Origin of the sequence: Vibrio sp. V15_P4S5T153, assembly GCF_963874485.1 — a bacterium.
Lineage (GTDB): Bacteria > Pseudomonadota > Gammaproteobacteria > Enterobacterales > Vibrionaceae > Vibrio > Vibrio anguillarum.
Window position 1 is genome coordinate 743,066 of record NZ_CAWNHR010000011.1, and the last position, 16,798, is coordinate 759,863.

14 protein-coding genes are annotated in these 16,798 nt (G+C 43.3%); 9 read left to right on the forward strand and 5 right to left on the reverse strand.

Annotated elements, in window-relative coordinates; translation table 11 throughout:
* Window position 1: 1 nt before the first annotated feature.
* Together AACT42_RS05285 and AACT42_RS05290 are read left to right on the forward strand one after the other, a co-directional pair.
* Window positions 2-1,339, forward strand: a complete 1,338-nt coding sequence (locus AACT42_RS05285) for an ATP-binding protein (RefSeq protein WP_017044755.1) — start codon at window positions 2-4, stop codon at window positions 1,337-1,339.
* Entirely contained in the window at window positions 1,326-1,799 is a 474-nt protein-coding gene (locus AACT42_RS05290; protein ID WP_010317964.1) for a response regulator, read from the forward strand. The genes AACT42_RS05285 and AACT42_RS05290 overlap by 14 nt, the downstream gene beginning before the upstream one ends.
* A gap of 50 nt (window positions 1,800-1,849) precedes the next feature.
* On the opposite strand, the gene AACT42_RS05295 is transcribed toward AACT42_RS05290, so the two are convergent.
* Both AACT42_RS05295 and cspE read right to left on the reverse strand, forming a co-directional pair.
* The gene (locus AACT42_RS05295) at window positions 1,850-2,059 is read right to left on the reverse strand and encodes a hypothetical protein (RefSeq protein ID WP_013856790.1); all 210 of its coding nucleotides are present in this window, start codon (window positions 2,057-2,059) and stop codon (window positions 1,850-1,852) included.
* A gap of 279 nt (window positions 2,060-2,338) precedes the next feature.
* Window positions 2,339-2,551, reverse strand: coding sequence for a transcription antiterminator/RNA stability regulator CspE (cspE, locus tag AACT42_RS05300; protein WP_010317961.1), 213 nt, complete (start codon window positions 2,549-2,551; stop codon window positions 2,339-2,341).
* Window positions 2,552-3,117: 566 nt separating this feature from the next.
* Here cspE and AACT42_RS05305 point away from each other — a divergent pair.
* On the forward strand, window positions 3,118-4,212 hold the full coding sequence (locus AACT42_RS05305; RefSeq protein WP_017044754.1) for a NapC/NirT family cytochrome c: 1,095 nt from the start codon (window positions 3,118-3,120) through the stop codon (window positions 4,210-4,212).
* Window positions 4,213-4,234: 22 nt separating this feature from the next.
* Entirely contained in the window at window positions 4,235-6,682 is a 2,448-nt protein-coding gene (locus AACT42_RS05310) for a molybdopterin guanine dinucleotide-containing S/N-oxide reductase (protein WP_088732484.1), read from the forward strand.
* A gap of 69 nt (window positions 6,683-6,751) precedes the next feature.
* Here AACT42_RS05310 and AACT42_RS05315 read toward each other — a convergent pair whose 3' ends face one another.
* Window positions 6,752-8,212, reverse strand: a complete 1,461-nt coding sequence (locus AACT42_RS05315) for a DEAD/DEAH box helicase (protein ID WP_094167950.1) — start codon at window positions 8,210-8,212, stop codon at window positions 6,752-6,754.
* A 274-nt stretch (window positions 8,213-8,486) separates the two neighbouring features.
* On the opposite strand from AACT42_RS05315, the gene AACT42_RS05320 reads away from it, so the two are divergent.
* The 3 genes from AACT42_RS05320 (at window position 8,487) to AACT42_RS05330 (ending at window position 11,394) form a co-directional block, all read left to right on the forward strand.
* Entirely contained in the window at window positions 8,487-9,923 is a 1,437-nt protein-coding gene (locus AACT42_RS05320; RefSeq protein WP_026028850.1) for a 6-phospho-beta-glucosidase, read from the forward strand.
* A gap of 107 nt (window positions 9,924-10,030) precedes the next feature.
* Complete coding sequence (locus AACT42_RS05325) at window positions 10,031-11,035, forward strand: LacI family DNA-binding transcriptional regulator (protein ID WP_094133733.1); 1,005 nt, start codon at window positions 10,031-10,033, stop codon at window positions 11,033-11,035.
* A 137-nt stretch (window positions 11,036-11,172) separates the two neighbouring features.
* The gene (locus tag AACT42_RS05330; protein WP_010319365.1) at window positions 11,173-11,394 is read left to right on the forward strand and encodes a hypothetical protein; all 222 of its coding nucleotides are present in this window, start codon (window positions 11,173-11,175) and stop codon (window positions 11,392-11,394) included.
* Window positions 11,395-11,511: 117 nt separating this feature from the next.
* On the opposite strand, the gene AACT42_RS05335 is transcribed toward AACT42_RS05330, so the two are convergent.
* On the reverse strand, window positions 11,512-13,893 hold the full coding sequence (locus tag AACT42_RS05335) for a glycoside hydrolase family 2 protein (RefSeq protein WP_094133732.1): 2,382 nt from the start codon (window positions 13,891-13,893) through the stop codon (window positions 11,512-11,514).
* A gap of 330 nt (window positions 13,894-14,223) precedes the next feature.
* On the opposite strand from AACT42_RS05335, the gene AACT42_RS05340 reads away from it, so the two are divergent.
* Complete coding sequence (locus AACT42_RS05340; RefSeq protein WP_026028717.1) at window positions 14,224-14,562, forward strand: YggL 50S ribosome-binding family protein; 339 nt, start codon at window positions 14,224-14,226, stop codon at window positions 14,560-14,562.
* A gap of 109 nt (window positions 14,563-14,671) precedes the next feature.
* Here AACT42_RS05340 and AACT42_RS05345 read toward each other — a convergent pair whose 3' ends face one another.
* Complete coding sequence (locus AACT42_RS05345; RefSeq protein ID WP_013856799.1) at window positions 14,672-15,304, reverse strand: MSHA operon transcriptional regulator; 633 nt, start codon at window positions 15,302-15,304, stop codon at window positions 14,672-14,674.
* Between the two features lie 253 nt (window positions 15,305-15,557).
* On the opposite strand from AACT42_RS05345, the gene AACT42_RS05350 reads away from it, so the two are divergent.
* Window positions 15,558-16,760, forward strand: coding sequence for an iron-containing alcohol dehydrogenase (locus AACT42_RS05350; RefSeq protein ID WP_017042476.1), 1,203 nt, complete (start codon window positions 15,558-15,560; stop codon window positions 16,758-16,760).
* Window positions 16,761-16,798 lie beyond the last annotated feature (38 nt).

The window sequence follows — 16,798 nt, forward strand, 5'->3', positions numbered from 1 at the left end:
TATGTCGGATAAAAGACTTGTTGCACTCATTGATCGTTATTTTCGCCATCCTGAACGGATGGTGAAACTGCCTTCGGGAAGTATTGTCATTGAGCAAGAAGGTTATAATGATCGACTCTATTTCGTATGGTCGGGAGAATTGAGTGGCTATTACAATGAAAAAGGCGATAAACCGATAAAAGTTTTTTCAGCCGGTGCGGGTGCTTTTATTGGCGTACACAGTTTTTTTTCTGGTGAATGGATAGCTTCTTCAACAGTGGTGGCTGAATCTACGGTAGAGCTTGCCTGGATCGACCGAACTACGGCCGTCTTAGAAGAAGATCAATATGGACCTTTAACCGCCCAGTTTACCCCCGTTATTGTGAATGAATTATCCCGCCGTCAACGACGCGCAACTCAAGAATCAGTGGCAAAAGAAAAAGCATTAGAAAGGTTATATTCGGCTGAGCAAATGACGACCTTGGGCCAGTTAGCGGCGGGCATTGCCCATGAATTGAACAATGCCATCGGGGTAGTGAGTAGCAAATCTGAGCGATTAGAAGTACTGTTTATGGAGCTGCTCGAAGAGGTTCATCCTGAAGCGAGCCTCTTTTTCGATTTTGGCTTGATGTATGGTCAGAAAGTATCGTCAAACGAAGCTAGAAGGCGAGGTGCTCTTTTCGAAAAGCAATACGCCCTGCCTAAAAATGTGGCAAGAGATTTAGCAAAAGCGGTTCCAGAAGACTACTTATCTTCGCACTGGCTGAAAAATCCACATTTAGCTATCCGTTATTGGCAAATGGGCCGTGACTTGCATGATTTACGTTTGGCCTCTAAACATACTGTTGGCATTGTTAAATCAGTAAAACAACTGGGCCGAACTGAAATTACTCAAGATGAAGAGTTCGATATTAACGATACGATCAATCGAGCATTGGCACTATTACAGAGTGATTTACGACGTGTCAGTGTCCGTATTAGGCCTGCTGCATTACCCTTATTTAAAGGATCTCAGACAGAGCTGGTACAAATTTGGGTAAACATCATCAAAAATGCCTGTGATGCGATGGCTAACATAGCAGAGCCAATGATAGAGATACAAACCAAATTAAGTAAACAACGTATATTGGTAACCATTGCTAATAACGGTCCTGAAATTAACGAAGCCACTAGACGGAAAATATTCCAACCAAGCTTCACCACCAAAAAAGGAGGGTTGTCGTTTGGTTTGGGACTAGGGTTATCAATAGTGAAACGCATTGTTTCTGGGTATGGTGGAAATGTCGTACTCAAAAGTGACAATGAAAGAACAATATTTAGAATTAAATTACCCACGGAGAGCGATTATGGAGAAGCTTAATATCATTTGTGTCGATGATCAAAGGGAAGTATTAAGTGCGATACTGCAAGATCTTCAACCACTCACTTCTTGGCTGAATATTGAAGATTGTGAATCGGCTTATGAAGTATTGGATCTAATGGATGAGTTTGACGAACAAGGTGAGCATATTGCGCTGCTGATGTCAGATCATGTGATGCCAGGAAAGACAGGAGTCGAATTATTAACCGAGGTCGCAGCAGATTCCAGATTTAAGAAAACAAAGAAAATTCTGTTAACAGGGCAAGCAACACACACAGATACGATCAATGCGATTAACACTGCAGGTGTAAATAGGTATTTTGAGAAACCATGGAATGCGAAAGAGCTGGTAGATTGTGTTCGCACTTTAGTGACAGAATTCATCTTTGAAGTAGGTTTAGATTATAAAGACTATCACAACGAATTAGATCAGAAAATAGTGCTAGCAAAACTGAGATAAGTGAATAATGCCCAAATAACTTTAACGGCGGCTATTAAAGTGTTTGGGTATTAATCGATGATATTAAAATGGCCAATAAGCTTGTCATCAGCATTCAATATTTGTCCTTGAGAAGATTCTTCATCATAAATAAAATTGAGATGAAGAGTGTCTAAATTGCAATTTATCTGACTTAATATATGACGTGTCAATATGTCACTATTAAGTTGATGAATAGTCGCATTCCAAGAGCAATGTTTAATATTAAAATGAATATTCATAGTGAGCGTAATTTTTGTGTTGCTTTAGATTTAGCAAACCAAAAACGCTTTCTACCAGTTGTACGAGACATAGTAGATCTCCTTTGTAAAAATGAAAATATTACATAGATAGAAATAGGATTGTCAAAACGGTTTATGCAAAAATGGCTGAATGTTCGAACGGGATAAGCAGAGGGAACGGAGCAGAAGTTTGAGCGATAACGTTGATAACTATAATTTATAATCTAGGTAAAAATAAGAGCGCTGGCGTGGTGCCAACGCTCACACATTCATGCGAAATTATTCAGCACGTACGTTAGCAGCTTGAGGACCTTTAGCACCTTGTTCTACAACAAAAGATACTTTTTGGCCTTCTGCTAAAGTTTTGAAACCTTCAGAAGCGATAGCGCGGAAGTGTACGAATACATCTGGACCGCCGTTGCTTTGAGAAATGAAACCAAAACCTTTAGTTTCGTTGAACCATTTTACAGTGCCAGTAGTAGTGTTAGACATGTTATGTCCCTTATAAAAATAAAAAATTTTAAAATACAGGTGTTGCTTTGAGACGAATTATTTAAATGAGACCATGAAACTAGAGGACACTTTGAATTGAATCTGAAAGGGAACTTTGGCTTACTTGTTACATTAATAACCCTGTTCAACAGAGCGGACACATAATCGCATGGTCCTCAATCAAAGTAAAGCATTTATTTTAAAATAATTGAGCATTAGGAATCTGAGCAGGTTATTCGTGATTTTTGTTACTTTTCAAACCATTTTTAGTCAACATTATCAGTGATAAGGCTCTGCCTATCTTTGGGGTTTTTGTCTTTTATTTTTAATATCAATCAGTTATGTTTCATGTGTTTTTAATTTCTATAATTTGTGTGGCTATTTATTTTCTATTTTATCAATTTATAGGAAAGGTGACATAGGTCACGCCTGTTCCTTGTCTAAATTGACTACTGTCAAGTTGACATCCCTCTTTGGGGGTATGATTTCCTTATGGAATACGATGCGCATCACATAAATGCAACGTGTTCTGTCAAAACCACATCCGTTGAGATTTGTGAGGAATAATGAATATTAAAAAAAGAATGATAGTGGGAGTTCTTGCTATTGGGGTGCTGCTCGGTTGGTTAAGCCTTGGAGGGACTCATGTCATCTTAGAAAAAACGTCGAGTACGGAATTTTGTCTCTCTTGTCATACTATGCAAGCACCCTTTCAGGAGTATCAAGGCTCGGTACACTTCAGCAATGCCAAAGGCATCCGCGCAGAATGTGCTGATTGCCATATCCCCACTGATACTATGGATTATTTAGTCACTAAAATCAGGGCGTCCAAAGATATCTATCATGAGTTCATTACCAAGAAGATCAGCACACCTGAAAAGTATGAAGCGCATCGAGCCGAGATGGCTGAAACTGTCTGGGCGCAATTAAAAGCGAACGATTCTGCGACCTGTCGTTCATGTCACAGTGAAGATGCGATGGAGATTTACGACCAAACGGTGCAAGCACAAAAAATGCATCAGTACGGTATCGACAATAATCAAACCTGTATTGATTGCCATAAAGGTGTGGCGCACATGCTTCCTGAAGTCAAAATGGACAGCCAAGCATTAGCCCATTTAGTCGAAGAGGCTAAGTTAACCCCTGTGGGCACTTCTATTGTTTATGCGATGCAATCTACGCCCATTTCTGATTTCGGAACGATCAATCCAGCGACGCCGTTGAAAGTATTGAATGAAAGCGATGGCAAACGCACCGTTGAATTGAGTGGTTATCAGATGCAAGGTGCAGAACAAGTCTTGTATATGGGTGAAGGTAAGCGTGCTGTGATTGCTATGTTAACTGAAGCAGGGCAAAAAGCATTGAGCGTAAAAGAGTATAACGAAGATGCCTACGGAAATCAGTGGCGTCAAGTAACACTTGCCGGGGACATCGACACGCCAGTGTTGGGTAAAATGGATTCGCTTTGGGCATACGCTGAGCAATTGGACAATGTTTACTGTTCAACATGTCATGCCAAAATTCCGAGTAACCATTTTACGGTTAACGCGTGGCCTTCTGTGGCAAAAAGTATGGGGGACCGTACCTCTATTTCCGCAGAGGATCTAGAAATCCTCACGAAATATTTCCAATACAATGCGAAAGATGTTGTTGCCCAATAAAAAATGAAATAAGGATTCAGTGATGACTACTCTCACACGTCGAAGTTTTCTAAAAAGCGCTGGTGCAACTGCAGGTGCGGTCGCTATTTTTTCGGTTAAACCCATGCCAGTTCTCGCTTCCGCACCGCGAGGAGCTGGTGTACTGACTGCTGGGCGTTGGGGCGCTATGCTGGTTGAAGTTAAGGATGGGAAAATTATTTCCTCAAAGAATGCATTGCCGCAAACCGTACCCAATAGTCTACAAACCTCAGCGCCAGATCAAGTGCATACTCAAGCTCGGGTCAAATACCCGATGGTGCGTAAAGGTTTTCTAGCCAATCCCCATATGCCAGATGGTAAACGAGGAGACGATGAGTTCGTCCGCGTTAGTTGGGAAAAAGCGCTGCAATTAATCCACCAACAGCATGCTCGTATTCGCACTGCTTATGGAGCCGAGTCAATTTTTGCGGGCTCTTACGGCTGGCGATCCAGTGGAATTTTACATAAAGCCCAAACCCTACTGCAACGCTATATGAGTATGGCGGGAGGCTATTCGGGTCATTTAGGTGATTATTCTACGGGGGCTGCGCAAGTCATCATGCCTTACGTTGTAGGCTCAATAGAAGTGTATGAACAACAAACAACTTACCCTGTTGTACTTGAAAGTAGTGATGTTGTGGTGCTTTGGGGGCTCAACCCTATTAATACACTGAAAATAGCATGGAGCAGTACCGACGGCGCGGGGCTTGAGTTTTTTAATCAACTCAAACATTCTAAAAAAACCATTATCGCTATCGATCCTATGCGTTCGGAAACCATCGAATTTTTTGGTGAAAACGCTCAGTGGATTGCACCGCATCCTGGTACTGACGTTGCGATGATGTTGGGGATCGCCCACTCACTAGTTGAAAAGGGCCAACATAACCTCGAATTTTTGAATAAATACACCGCTGGTTACGACAAGTTTGAAGCTTATCTGCTAGGTCATTCTGATGGCACGCCAAAGACAGCACAATGGGCTGAGGCAATTTGTGGCGTTCCTGCCAAACAACTAGAGCTATTGGCTGATATTTTTAGCAAAAATAGAACCATGATCATGGCTGGTTGGGGAATCCAACGTCAGCAATATGGTGAACAAAAACACTGGATGCTTGTCACTCTGGCTGCAATGCTAGGGCAGATCGGTTTACCCGGTGGTGGGTTTGGTTTTTCATATCACTATTCCAATGGCGGTAACCCAACGCGAACTGCGGGTGTTTTACCTGCTATATCAGCGGCTATTGATGGTGGTTCATCTGCGGGTAATGATTGGGCCGTTTCTGGAGCAGTAAATAGTTTTCCTGTGGCTCGTATTGTTGAAGCGTTGGAAAACCCATCCGGTCAATATCAACACAACGGGCATGAGAAAACATTTCCTAACATCAAAATGATCTGGTGGGCAGGCGGTGCAAACTTTACTCATCACCAAGATACCAACCGTTTGATTAAAGCGTGGCAAAAGCCGGAACTCATCGTTATCTCTGAGCCTTATTGGACTGCGGCCGCAAAACACGCTGATATTGTACTGCCCATCACGACGTCATTTGAGCGTAATGATCTCACCATGACAGGGGATTATAGCAATCAACATTTAGTGCCGATGAAACAAGCAATTGAGCCTCAATTTGAAGCGCGAAATGATTTTGATGTATTTGCTGATATGGCGGAGCTGTTAAAACCGGGCGGACGTGCAGTGTATACGGAAAATAAATCCGAAATGGAATGGTTGGCTGGTTTCTATAAAGGAGCTCAAGCTATCGGTCGCCAGAATCGGATTGCAATGCCTAACTTCAGCTATTTTTGGAAACAAAATCAGCTCATTGAGATGAAATGGAACGAAGCGAACGCGAAGTTTGTTCGTTATTCCTCTTTCAGAGAGGATCCTATCCTGAACCCTCTTGGTACACCAAGTGGCAAGATTGAGATCTTCTCCAAAACCATCGAAGGCTTCAAATATAGCGATTGCCCGCCACATCCTATGTGGATGCCGCCAACGGAGTGGGTAGGGAATGCTCAAGCCGATGAACTGCAATTGATGACATCGCATGCGGCTCATCGTCTCCATAGCCAGTTAAACTACGCGGCACTACGCGAGCAATATGCGATAGCAAACCGTGAACCGATCTGGATTCATCCAGAAGATGCAAAAGTTCGAGGGATCAAAGATGGCGATCTTGTTCGTGCTTATAATCAACGTGGCCAAGTCTTAGTTGGCGCGCTGATCACGGATGGAATTAAGCAAGGTTCGGTCTGTATTCATGAAGGGGCATGGCCTGATTTTGATAAACCTCATGGTTTATGTAAAAACGGAGGATGCAACGTACTGACCGCTGACATACCTACTTCAAGGTTAGCCAATGGCTGTGCTGGTAACTCTTCAATTGTGAAAATAGAGAAATATGTAGGAGAGCCACTTCCTCTAACTGCATTCACACCGCCCAAAGGCGCGTAAAAGCAAAAAGGCCACTAGATGAGAGTGGCCTTTACTTTTTAATCAGAGAGTCGTAGTCAGTGAGTAATATCAGCTCGCCGCGATTTTTTTTGCTCTACGAGGTCTATTTTGTCCAGCCGATCCGCTTCTCGTGGGTTGGTTTGCACTTGGTTTGTTGCTGTTTGAACGAGTGGAATTGGCCGCTTTCGGCTTTCTGTCGTTAGTTTTGGTATTTGCGCTTATGCTGTGACCTTTTGCTACATCACCAGAGCGCTGTCCGTCATTATGTTCTGGTTTGTTCTTTTTCGGCTTTTTCGCTTTAATCGGTTGTAGCGAAGGAGATGCCGGTAATTTGTTCACTGGCGCAAAGCCTTCAACCTCAATTCGTTCTAGTAAATTTTGGGTAAGGCGCTCAATGGCAAACATGTCTTTTGCTTCATCGGCGCAGACCAAAGAGATCGCATTTCCTTCAGCGCCTGCACGGCCTGTACGGCCAATTCGGTGAACATAATCTTCAGGGACGTTAGGCAATTCAAAGTTTACCACTTGTGGTAATTGGTCAATATCAATGCCGCGAGCGGCAATATCCGTTGCTACTAAAATGCGGATCTCACCACTTTTAAAATTGGCCAATGCCTTAGTACGTGCGCCTTGACTTTTATTGCCATGAATAGCGGCGGCGCTGATGCCACTGCCTTCAAGTTGTGCGGTTAAGCGATTAGCGCCGTGTTTAGTTCGTGTAAATACCAACGCTTGTTGCCAATTATTTTCTTTGATTAGTTGAATCAATAGTGCTGGTTTTTTCGCTTTATCTACAGGATGTACCCACTGTTTGACAGTTTTGGCGGTACTATTGCGTGGCGTAACCGAAATCTCGACTGGGTTGTTAACTAACCCTTTCGCAAGTTGGCGAATTTCATCAGAGAAAGTGGCCGAAAAGAGTAGGTTTTGACGTTTTGCTGGCAGCAGTGCAAGGATCTTTTTAATGTCACGAATGAAGCCCATGTCTAACATGCGATCCGCTTCGTCTAAGACCAAAATTTCTAATTGGTTAAATTTAATCGCATTTTGGTTGTATAAATCCAACAGTCGACCCGGTGTCGCGACTAAAATATCTACCCCACGACGCATTTTCATCATCTGTGGGTTAACTTTCACACCGCCGAAAATAACTTCAGAGCGTAGTGGAAGGTTTTGTCCGTAAGTTGCCACGTTGTCGGCAACTTGCGCGGCTAATTCACGTGTCGGCGTCAGAATTAATGCACGCACTTGGTTGGGGCCTACTTTTGGGCCTTTAACTAATAGATCCAAAATGGGCAGGGTAAATCCTGCTGTTTTCCCGGTACCTGTCTGGGCCGCTGCCATCACATCTTTGCCTTCAAGAACGGCTGGAATAGCTTGCGCCTGAATTGGCGATGGTGTTTCGTAACCTTGAGAAGCAACGGCTTTCAGGATGGCATGGGATAAACCCAGAGAGGCAAAACTCATTAAAATGTCTCGATATGTAAATAAGGAAGTGATCCGCATCACGTTGCGGAAAGGCGCAAGCATACAGTAGTCACAGCAAAAGTGCTACGGAATGTCTCTGTTTGCCACTTGTCAGTAACAAATAGTGCGTATTTTCTTCCGAGAACATTAGAATTATTAATTTCAATGTAACCGGTTTCCGAAACCGGTTACATTTTTACGATAATCGTTTATGATGTCACGCAAAGTAGCAAAGCGATGATGTATTTCTATACAACGTGTCCACATGGCGTGAAATAGCATATTAGATCGACATAAGGGTACATTGAGTCAGCAAATGAAGACGAGGTAGATGACGATGGCAACGAATGGTTTTCCAAAAGATTTTTTATGGGGTGGGGCTGTAGCAGCACATCAAGTTGAAGGTGGATGGAACCAAGGTGGAAAAGGAGTCAGCATTGTCGATGTGCTCTCAAAAGGAGCGCATGAAGTACCTAGGGTGATGACCTCCGGTGTGGATGCAAATTATTTCTATCCTAATCATGAAGCCGTTGATTTTTATAGTCATTACAAAGGTGACATTGCACTTTTTGCTGAGATGGGTTTTAAATGTTTTAGAACCTCAATTGCTTGGACTCGTATTTTTCCACAAGGTGACGAAGTCTCGCCCAATGAAGCAGGGCTACAATTTTATGATGATCTTTTTGATGAATTGCTGAAATACGGCATTGAGCCAGTTATTACGCTTTCGCATTTTGAGATGCCATTCCACCTTGTACAACAATACGGGGGATGGGCAAATCGCAAGCTTGTGGATTTCTTCGTTAACTTTAGCCAAGTGGTGATGGAGCGTTATAAACAGAAAGTGAAATACTGGATTACCTTCAATGAGATCAATAACCAGCGAAATTGGGAATTCCCACTGTTTGGCTACTGTAACTCAGGGGTGATCTTCACTGAACATGACAACCCAGAGCAGGTGATGTACCAAGTCATGCATCACCAATTTATTGCCAGTGCTTTAGTGGTCGATCTCGGTCATAAGATCAACCCTCAATTTCAAATGGGTAGCATGATTCATATGATGCCGCTTTATCCCGCGTCGTGTCGTCCAGAAGATATGATCCGCTCTCAAGAAATGATGAGAGAGAAGTACTTGTTCAGCGATGTGCAAGTTCGTGGCTATTACCCAAGCTATATTTGGCGTGAATGGGAGCGAAAATCGATAACCGTTGATATGCTCGATGGCGATGAAGCGATACTGCGTAAGGGTTGTGCCGACTACCTTGCGATCAGCTATTACATGACGAATATTGTCTCTGATGATCGCAACGCTGAAGGTGAAACAACCAGTTTATTTAAACAAAGTCGCTTAAACCCTTATCTCACAGCGTCTGATTGGGGATGGCAAATTGACCCGGTAGGGCTTCGCTACGCGCTTTCTGAATTGTATGAACGCTACCAGAAACCGATTTTTATTGTCGAAAATGGTTTTGGGGCGATCGATGAAGTCGATGAACAAGGCCAAGTGCAAGACGATTATCGGATTGAGTATTTACAAGCACATATACGAGAAGTGAAGAAGGCCATTGCTATAGACGGCGTTGATGTCATGGGCTACACCCCTTGGGGCTGCATCGATTGTGTGTCGTTCACCACTGGTGAATATAAAAAACGTTACGGTTTCATCTATGTAGACAAACACGATGATGGTTCTGGTTCAATGGCTCGCAGTAAAAAGAAAAGCTTTTACTGGTATCAGTCCGTGATCAAAACCAATGGCGAACAATTATAAACGTAGAATAACGATAATAATTGTTGATTGAGAGCGTTCATCCAGCTTAGGAAATTAGGTAAACTCCCTCGGCTTCCAAGAGTCGGGGGTTTTTATTAGGAGTCACCATGGCGACAATCAATGACGTTTGTAAAGCAGCGGGCGTGTCTAAAGCCACCGTATCGCGCGTACTCAATCAAACTGGCCAAGTAAAAGCAAGTACGCGAGAAGCCGTTTTACAAGCCATGTCCACCTTGGGTTATCAGCCTAATGTGTTGGCGCAAGCATTAGCCACAAACAGTGCAAATGCGATTGGGCTGATACTTCCTCAGTTTCAAGGGAGTTATTTTGGCAGCTTGTTGCATCAAGCAGCACAAGGTGCCGAGCAAGCACGTAAGACCTTACTTGTCATGGACAGTCACGATAACGCGGCAGGCGAATTAGCAGCAGTGCGCTCATTGCTCACTCAGCGTTGTGACGCCATCATGCTTTACAGCCGCCATTTGTCGAATCATGAGCTGGCATCATTGCAATCTGATGTTTCAGTGCCACTGATTGTACTCAATCGAACCTTGGAAGAAGTCGGTTTGCATAGTTTTGGTTTTGAGCAGCATCAAGCCGCTTCTTTAGCGATTAATCACTTGCTTGAACTTGGCCATCGTCGCATTGCTTGCATCACTAGCCCTTTGGACAGTGATACAGGACAACAGCGATTTGCTGCTTACCAGTCAGGCTTACAGCAGGCTTGTATTGAGCTCAATCACACGCTCGTTGTTGAAGGTGATAATTCTATGCTGGCGGGTTATGTCGCGGTTCAACGGTTATTAGAACAACAGAGTGAGTTCAGCGCTATTTTTGCCTGTAACGATGATATGGCACTAGGAGCAATGCGCGCACTTTACGAACATGCCATTTTGGTACCCAATCAGGTCTCTGTGATGGGGATTGATGATGAGCCTGCTGCTGCGTATTCGGTGCCCAATCTCTCAACAATATCGCTTCCCATTGAGCAACTGACGAAGGACGCAGTAGCCTTGGCCCTACAATTGGCTGAAGGGAAGAGCTCGGATGATGCCAAGATACATCGCTATCTAGGTAAGCTGGTGCTTCGAGAATCAACGTGTGCACCTTAAGAGGCCTCGTAGATTAATGACTCATTGAAATAATGAGCATTTATTTTAATTAACTGTATAAATCCACAGTTAATTGCTTGACATTATGTCACTCTTTACTAAGCTGTATGTATGCACAGTGAAGTTGGAGGTGAAATATGTTGTGGGAAACGCTAGAACGAGTTAACCGCCTTCGCCAAGAAGCGTTAGCCAACCCAGACTTTGTCCAATCCGCGCAAGACCATGAAGAGACATTGAAGCAGGTCGAGCAATACTTTGAACCAACGAAACGACGCAAGGCAGCAAAACGTGCAAAAACCCTTGCGGATATTTATCAACAGACTGAATTTGGTGAAAATCCATCTGGTGTTCAACATTAGTCAGTGTTTGACATGAGCCAATGTTGAACATGCATTAGCAAAAATGGTTTAGCTTGCAAAGAGCTGCTTGATACGCAGCTCTTTTTCGTTTCCTTCCTTAAGGCTGAGCGTTTGTCTTCATTCAGCAAGTTGATAAATAGTACAGTTTAAGTGAGATTTATCGTCTGAGCTAAAGGCGATTGTCCGCATTTGGTTGGGGAGCAAAAAGAAGCTGGAATCAGAAAATTGTAGTACGTTGTCATGTTCTAGGTGAACGTAAAGTGCAGGTCGGTCAGTAGTCAAACAGAGACTGCCCGCACGATATTCACTCAATATGCGAGCCGATTTTAAGGGCAAGCGTTTGGGTACATCCGGCAGCCAAAAATTATCCCGTTGGCCATCTGTACTGACAAAGTAGATCGCGCCTTTTTCTGGTGTGAAATCCTTTATTGTGTGTTGCCACACGATTTGGTTACTCTCTTGGGGCAGTCGTTCATTGATTGACCAATGCTTTCGCAATTCTCCTTCCCATCCAAACCAATATATGTCACCCACAAGGTATTGCTCACTGGGTGCATCATTAATGGCTCTCAATGATAGGTATTTCTCATCTTCAGAAAAACAGGCCAAAAGCGGGTTATAAAACCGTTTGGCGTGATAATGTAATTGCTTCCAGCGTCCAGAATACTCAATGCTTGACCAAGACGCGACGGGCCAGTTGTCATTGAGTTGCCAATATAATATGCCACGGCAAATCGGTGAGGTTGCCCGCCACGCTTCGACAGCCGTTTTAATCGCCATGGCTTGCTGAACTTGGCTCAAATAAAGCATCTGCTGGAAGCCATTCGGGAAACGGAAATAGCGAGTAAACATTTCGGTGATGATGCTATTACCACGAGCATTCTTTTGGTGATGTTCAAAATGAGGCGCACTGATATTCCAGTCGCTTTCTGGGATAATCTGCTTCACTTCACTAAATGAAGGCCAAGACTGATAACCGAATTCTGAACAAAATCGTGGGGATATTGAATGGTAAGCGTCAAAGGATTTACCTGAATGCCACACATCCCAAAAATGCATGTCACCTTTATTATCATCATGCCAAGCGTCACCAAAATCTAATTCACCATTGCAAGGTGAGCTTGCCCAAAAACGGCGACTTGGATCTTGTTCATTGACGAGGATCTCTAAAAAACGATTGAGTCGGTCGTAATTGACTAGGTATTTTTCACGGTTTTCTCGAGATTCTGGATACCAAGTTAATGAACCAATCACCTCATTATCACCACACCAAATGGCAAGGCAAGCATGGTGCTTCAAACGTTGTATTTGTTGTGTGACTTCTTGCTTTACCTCTTCTAAGAAACTCGGTGTTGAAGGGTATTGTGCGCAGGAAAACATCAGATCTTGCCAGACTAATAATCCGAGTTGGTCGCAAAGTTGATAAAAATGATCGTGTTCATAATCACCTCCTCCCCACACACGAATCATATTCATGTGAGCTTCTTGTGCGGCTCGTAGCAGCTGTTGATAACGGGAAAAATTGACTTTGCTTGGCATGGCGTCCATTGGTATCCAATTCGCGCCCTTCACTGATATCGAGACCTCATTCACGATAAAGGTCATTTCACTGCCGATGGAATCTTGCTCAGTGCGCAACGTGAGACGTCTTAAGCCAACTTGGCGGTTGATCTGCTGCTGTGCCATGGCAATAGACAGTGTGTATAAATAAGGGTCACCGTAACCGTTTGGCCACCAGAGATGCGGATGGTGAACATCAATATCCACACTGCTTTGGTTGCAAAATGCCTCACTATCGATCGTAATAGTTTGATCGCCAAAAGTAAGTGTGATGGGTGTGGAGAGCGATTCGCTATGCCGTATTCTCACGTGCAGCGTAACGTGTGTTAAAGCATGCCAAACTTGTTCAATATCTACACCCAGCAGTGAATATTCTTGTACCGTTTTTAATTGCATTGGTGCAAAAATACCACAAACAGCAAGGCATATACCCCAATCCCAACCACTGTGGCATTGAGGTTTTCGCACGGTGTTCATGTGAGGAAGTTGATTATTCCCTTGCGCCCACGGAATGGGAAAGGGCAGCTCATCGGCTCTTTGCTTGGCTACCGAAGCGGCAGGTTCAAATCGCCATTCAAAATGATTTACACCAATTTGCAGATAAGGGCGAATATTAACGGTATAGGTTTGAAAAGCATTATGGCACTGTAAAACCTTCTGTCCGTTGATCCATAGATCAGCAAACGTATCGACCTTATTCAGCTCCAGTAAGTGGTTTGGGCACTGAAGATCTGCCGCATTTAAAGTGATCGCTTTTGTTAATACCCAATGACATAAACCAGCCCACTGAACCTGAGACTCATTGGATGCATAATAGGGATGAGGGATCAAACCCGCTTGCAGTAATGCATGATACTGGTCGCCGGGCAGTGTCATCGCGATTTGGATATCGGGATATTCGGGTGAGCTCAATCGCCATTCACCGTTTAAATCAAACATAAATCCACCTCAAAAAATACGATTTACAAGGGCTAAATGAGCTGATTTAACCATGCACTATGAAATAAAAATGTGCATGGGTGGCAGGCTCAAAAGTTGTGCGAAGTTTTTAGATTAAGTTGCGAAGCAGTCAATAATTATGATTTTCTTGACTTTAATTTGACGTCACTAAGCTTGACGAGCGGCTTGTTTTAACTTGTTTTGCCTTGGCACATCTTGAAACAATTTGTTGTGAAAGTGTCCGCTTGTGGCGGTTTATATAAAGAATCATTTTGGAAATGGTGCTGAAAGGTGTATAAATGCCGCATTCAAACAGAGAGAGAAAATATGATGAAAATCGACAAGCTAGAAAATAAAAACCGCCGTATCCGTAAGAAACTGTTTTTAGGTGAATTTGCGATCCTCGGTTTTGAAGTTAGCTGTACAACGTCTATCAAAGACTTTGAACAATACGATCTCTTCGTTGATGAGTTTATTGATTACGTTGATAACATCGGTCTTTGTTTCGGTGGTGGTGGATTAGAGATCTTTGACGGCTTTGTATGCGCAGCCGATCGCTACCGTTCAGCAACAGAAGAAGATAAAGCGTTGGTTGTAAAATGGTTAGAAAATCGTGCTGAAGTAAGCAAAGTTGTTGCTGGTGAATTAGTGGATGCCAATTACGCTTAATTGCTCTTCTATTCTACGTTATTCAGCTAGTGCTTTTCATTTGCGATGTCTGACAAAAAAGCCGGAGTGAAACCACTCTGGCTTTTTTATTACGCTAAATTTTATTACGTTAAAAATCAGCATGTTTAACAAAGTAAGGATTGTTGAATTTATTGGCGTGACCAACAATCGAAACCACTAAACGGTTCCATAGCGCTTTATCAAAAGGTTCTTTAGGAATGGCAGGATAAAGTGTTTCGACCTCTTCTCTGGCAAAGGCCATAAACTCTTTCTTTTTCCTCTTGTTATACTCTTGGGCGACATTATTGTAGTTGCGGATCCACTCTTTCTTAAAGCGAAGCAAGGCGGGCTCGGCTTTTTCTAAAGGTAGTCGAGAGAGATAAACACGCTTATACGAGATTTTGCGATCAATCATCGTTCGCATACTGGTTTGAATGTAGGTACCGTGCTGCGTAATGGAAATATCGCTCTCATCAAACAGATTCACACACCAACCCTTAGGCCAAAAGTCAGCCTGTTTATACTGATTATTTCTAGCGGTTAATACTTGATGAAGCACTAAATCAGAAGTGCCTTTAAAGGTTTGCTGCCATGTGGCTATGCGAATTTGCAATGAACCAGGCAAGCGATAGACATTGGTAAACTTATCTTCGTTCATGACTTCTACAGTAATTGGTTGAATAAAATACAATTTTTGAATGCCATTTGAGTGCAGGGAATGCACCTCAAAGACGAAAGCCAAACGACGTGTCGATTATTTTATGACACATAAAATTATGTGCAGAGTACTCAGCTAATGATTTCAATTATAAGTATAAAAAGTGAGCGAGGTGGATTTTACAAGGTTTGCATTAAAATGCGAGCTTAAGTTGGCGTTAAATCTAATAATGATCAGCGATTATTTGCCTTATCTTGCAAAATTTGACTTTCTAGGTAGAGATAACTCGTTGTATTGCCTAGTCTAGTTAATAGAACTTCACAACTCGAGACCAATCATGGAGATCAAGTACCAGCAGTGGCAGCATAAGCTATACATGAAAGTGCTCAAATTGGCCGCAGCGATTCTGCCCATCTCCAAGCCAACCTTGTTTATTGGTAAAGAATCGCTCAAGCAACTCTGTTATTCGGTTTCTTTGATGGGTATTGAACGCGTGCTTGTCGTAACAGACCAAGGCATTGAAAAGCTTGGTTATGTAAAAAAACTAACCTTTGAGTTTGAGCGCGTTGGTGTCAGTTGTGTGGTGTTTAACCATGTATTGCCTGATCCTACTTATGATCAAGTTGAAGCCGGCCTCCATCAGTACCGATTGGAGAAGTGCCAAGGCGTTGTCGCTATTGGTGGCGGCTCTTCAATCGATTGTGCAAAAGTGATCGCCGCTTGTGCTACTAACCGCAAGTCGATCAAACGTTTAGTGGGGTTGTTAAAAGTATGGAAAACACCTGCGCCGCTGTTTGTGATCCCAACCACGGCAGGAACGGGCTCTGAAGTGACCGTCATTGCGGTGGTTTCTGACCCTCAAACTCAGCAAAAAACACCGATTACTGACCCGAAACTTGTGCCACTTATTGCAGCGTTAGATCCGATGCTGATGATGGCCTTGCCTACTCATATTACTGCGCAAACGGGGTTGGATGCACTCACGCATGCAGTGGAAGCCTTTATATCACGTAATGCCACGCCAGAGACTGATCGCTATGCCATCGCTGCGGTTAAACTGATCCACGATAACTTGGAAAAAGCGGCGTTCTTTGGCCAAAATTTGACGGCGAGACAAAACATGGCTCTGGCCTCTTATTACGCTGGACTTGCTTTTACCAAAGCCAGTTTAGGGTATACACATGCCATCGCCCATGCGGTTGGGGCGAAATACCATTTCCCGCACGGCTTAGCGAATGCAGTTGTGTTGCCACATGTATTGGAATACTCCAAAGAGGCGGCGAAAGATAAGCTGGCTAAACTGGCTGACGTACTCAAAATAACCGATCCACATTTGACCGATTCAATGAAAGCGGACGCCTTCATTGGGTATGTGAAAGAGCTCAATCACACACTGCATATCCCTAAACAGTTACAGGGGGTCATGCCAGAGCATATTCCAGAATTGGCCAAACAAGCTTTTCGTGAAGCGTTTTGGAATTATCCTGCGCCAAAATACATGCAGCAAACGGATTGCGAAGCGATTTTTAGGAAATTGTAATCTACATTCAGCGTTATCTTTGACCGCTCTCGTCATCA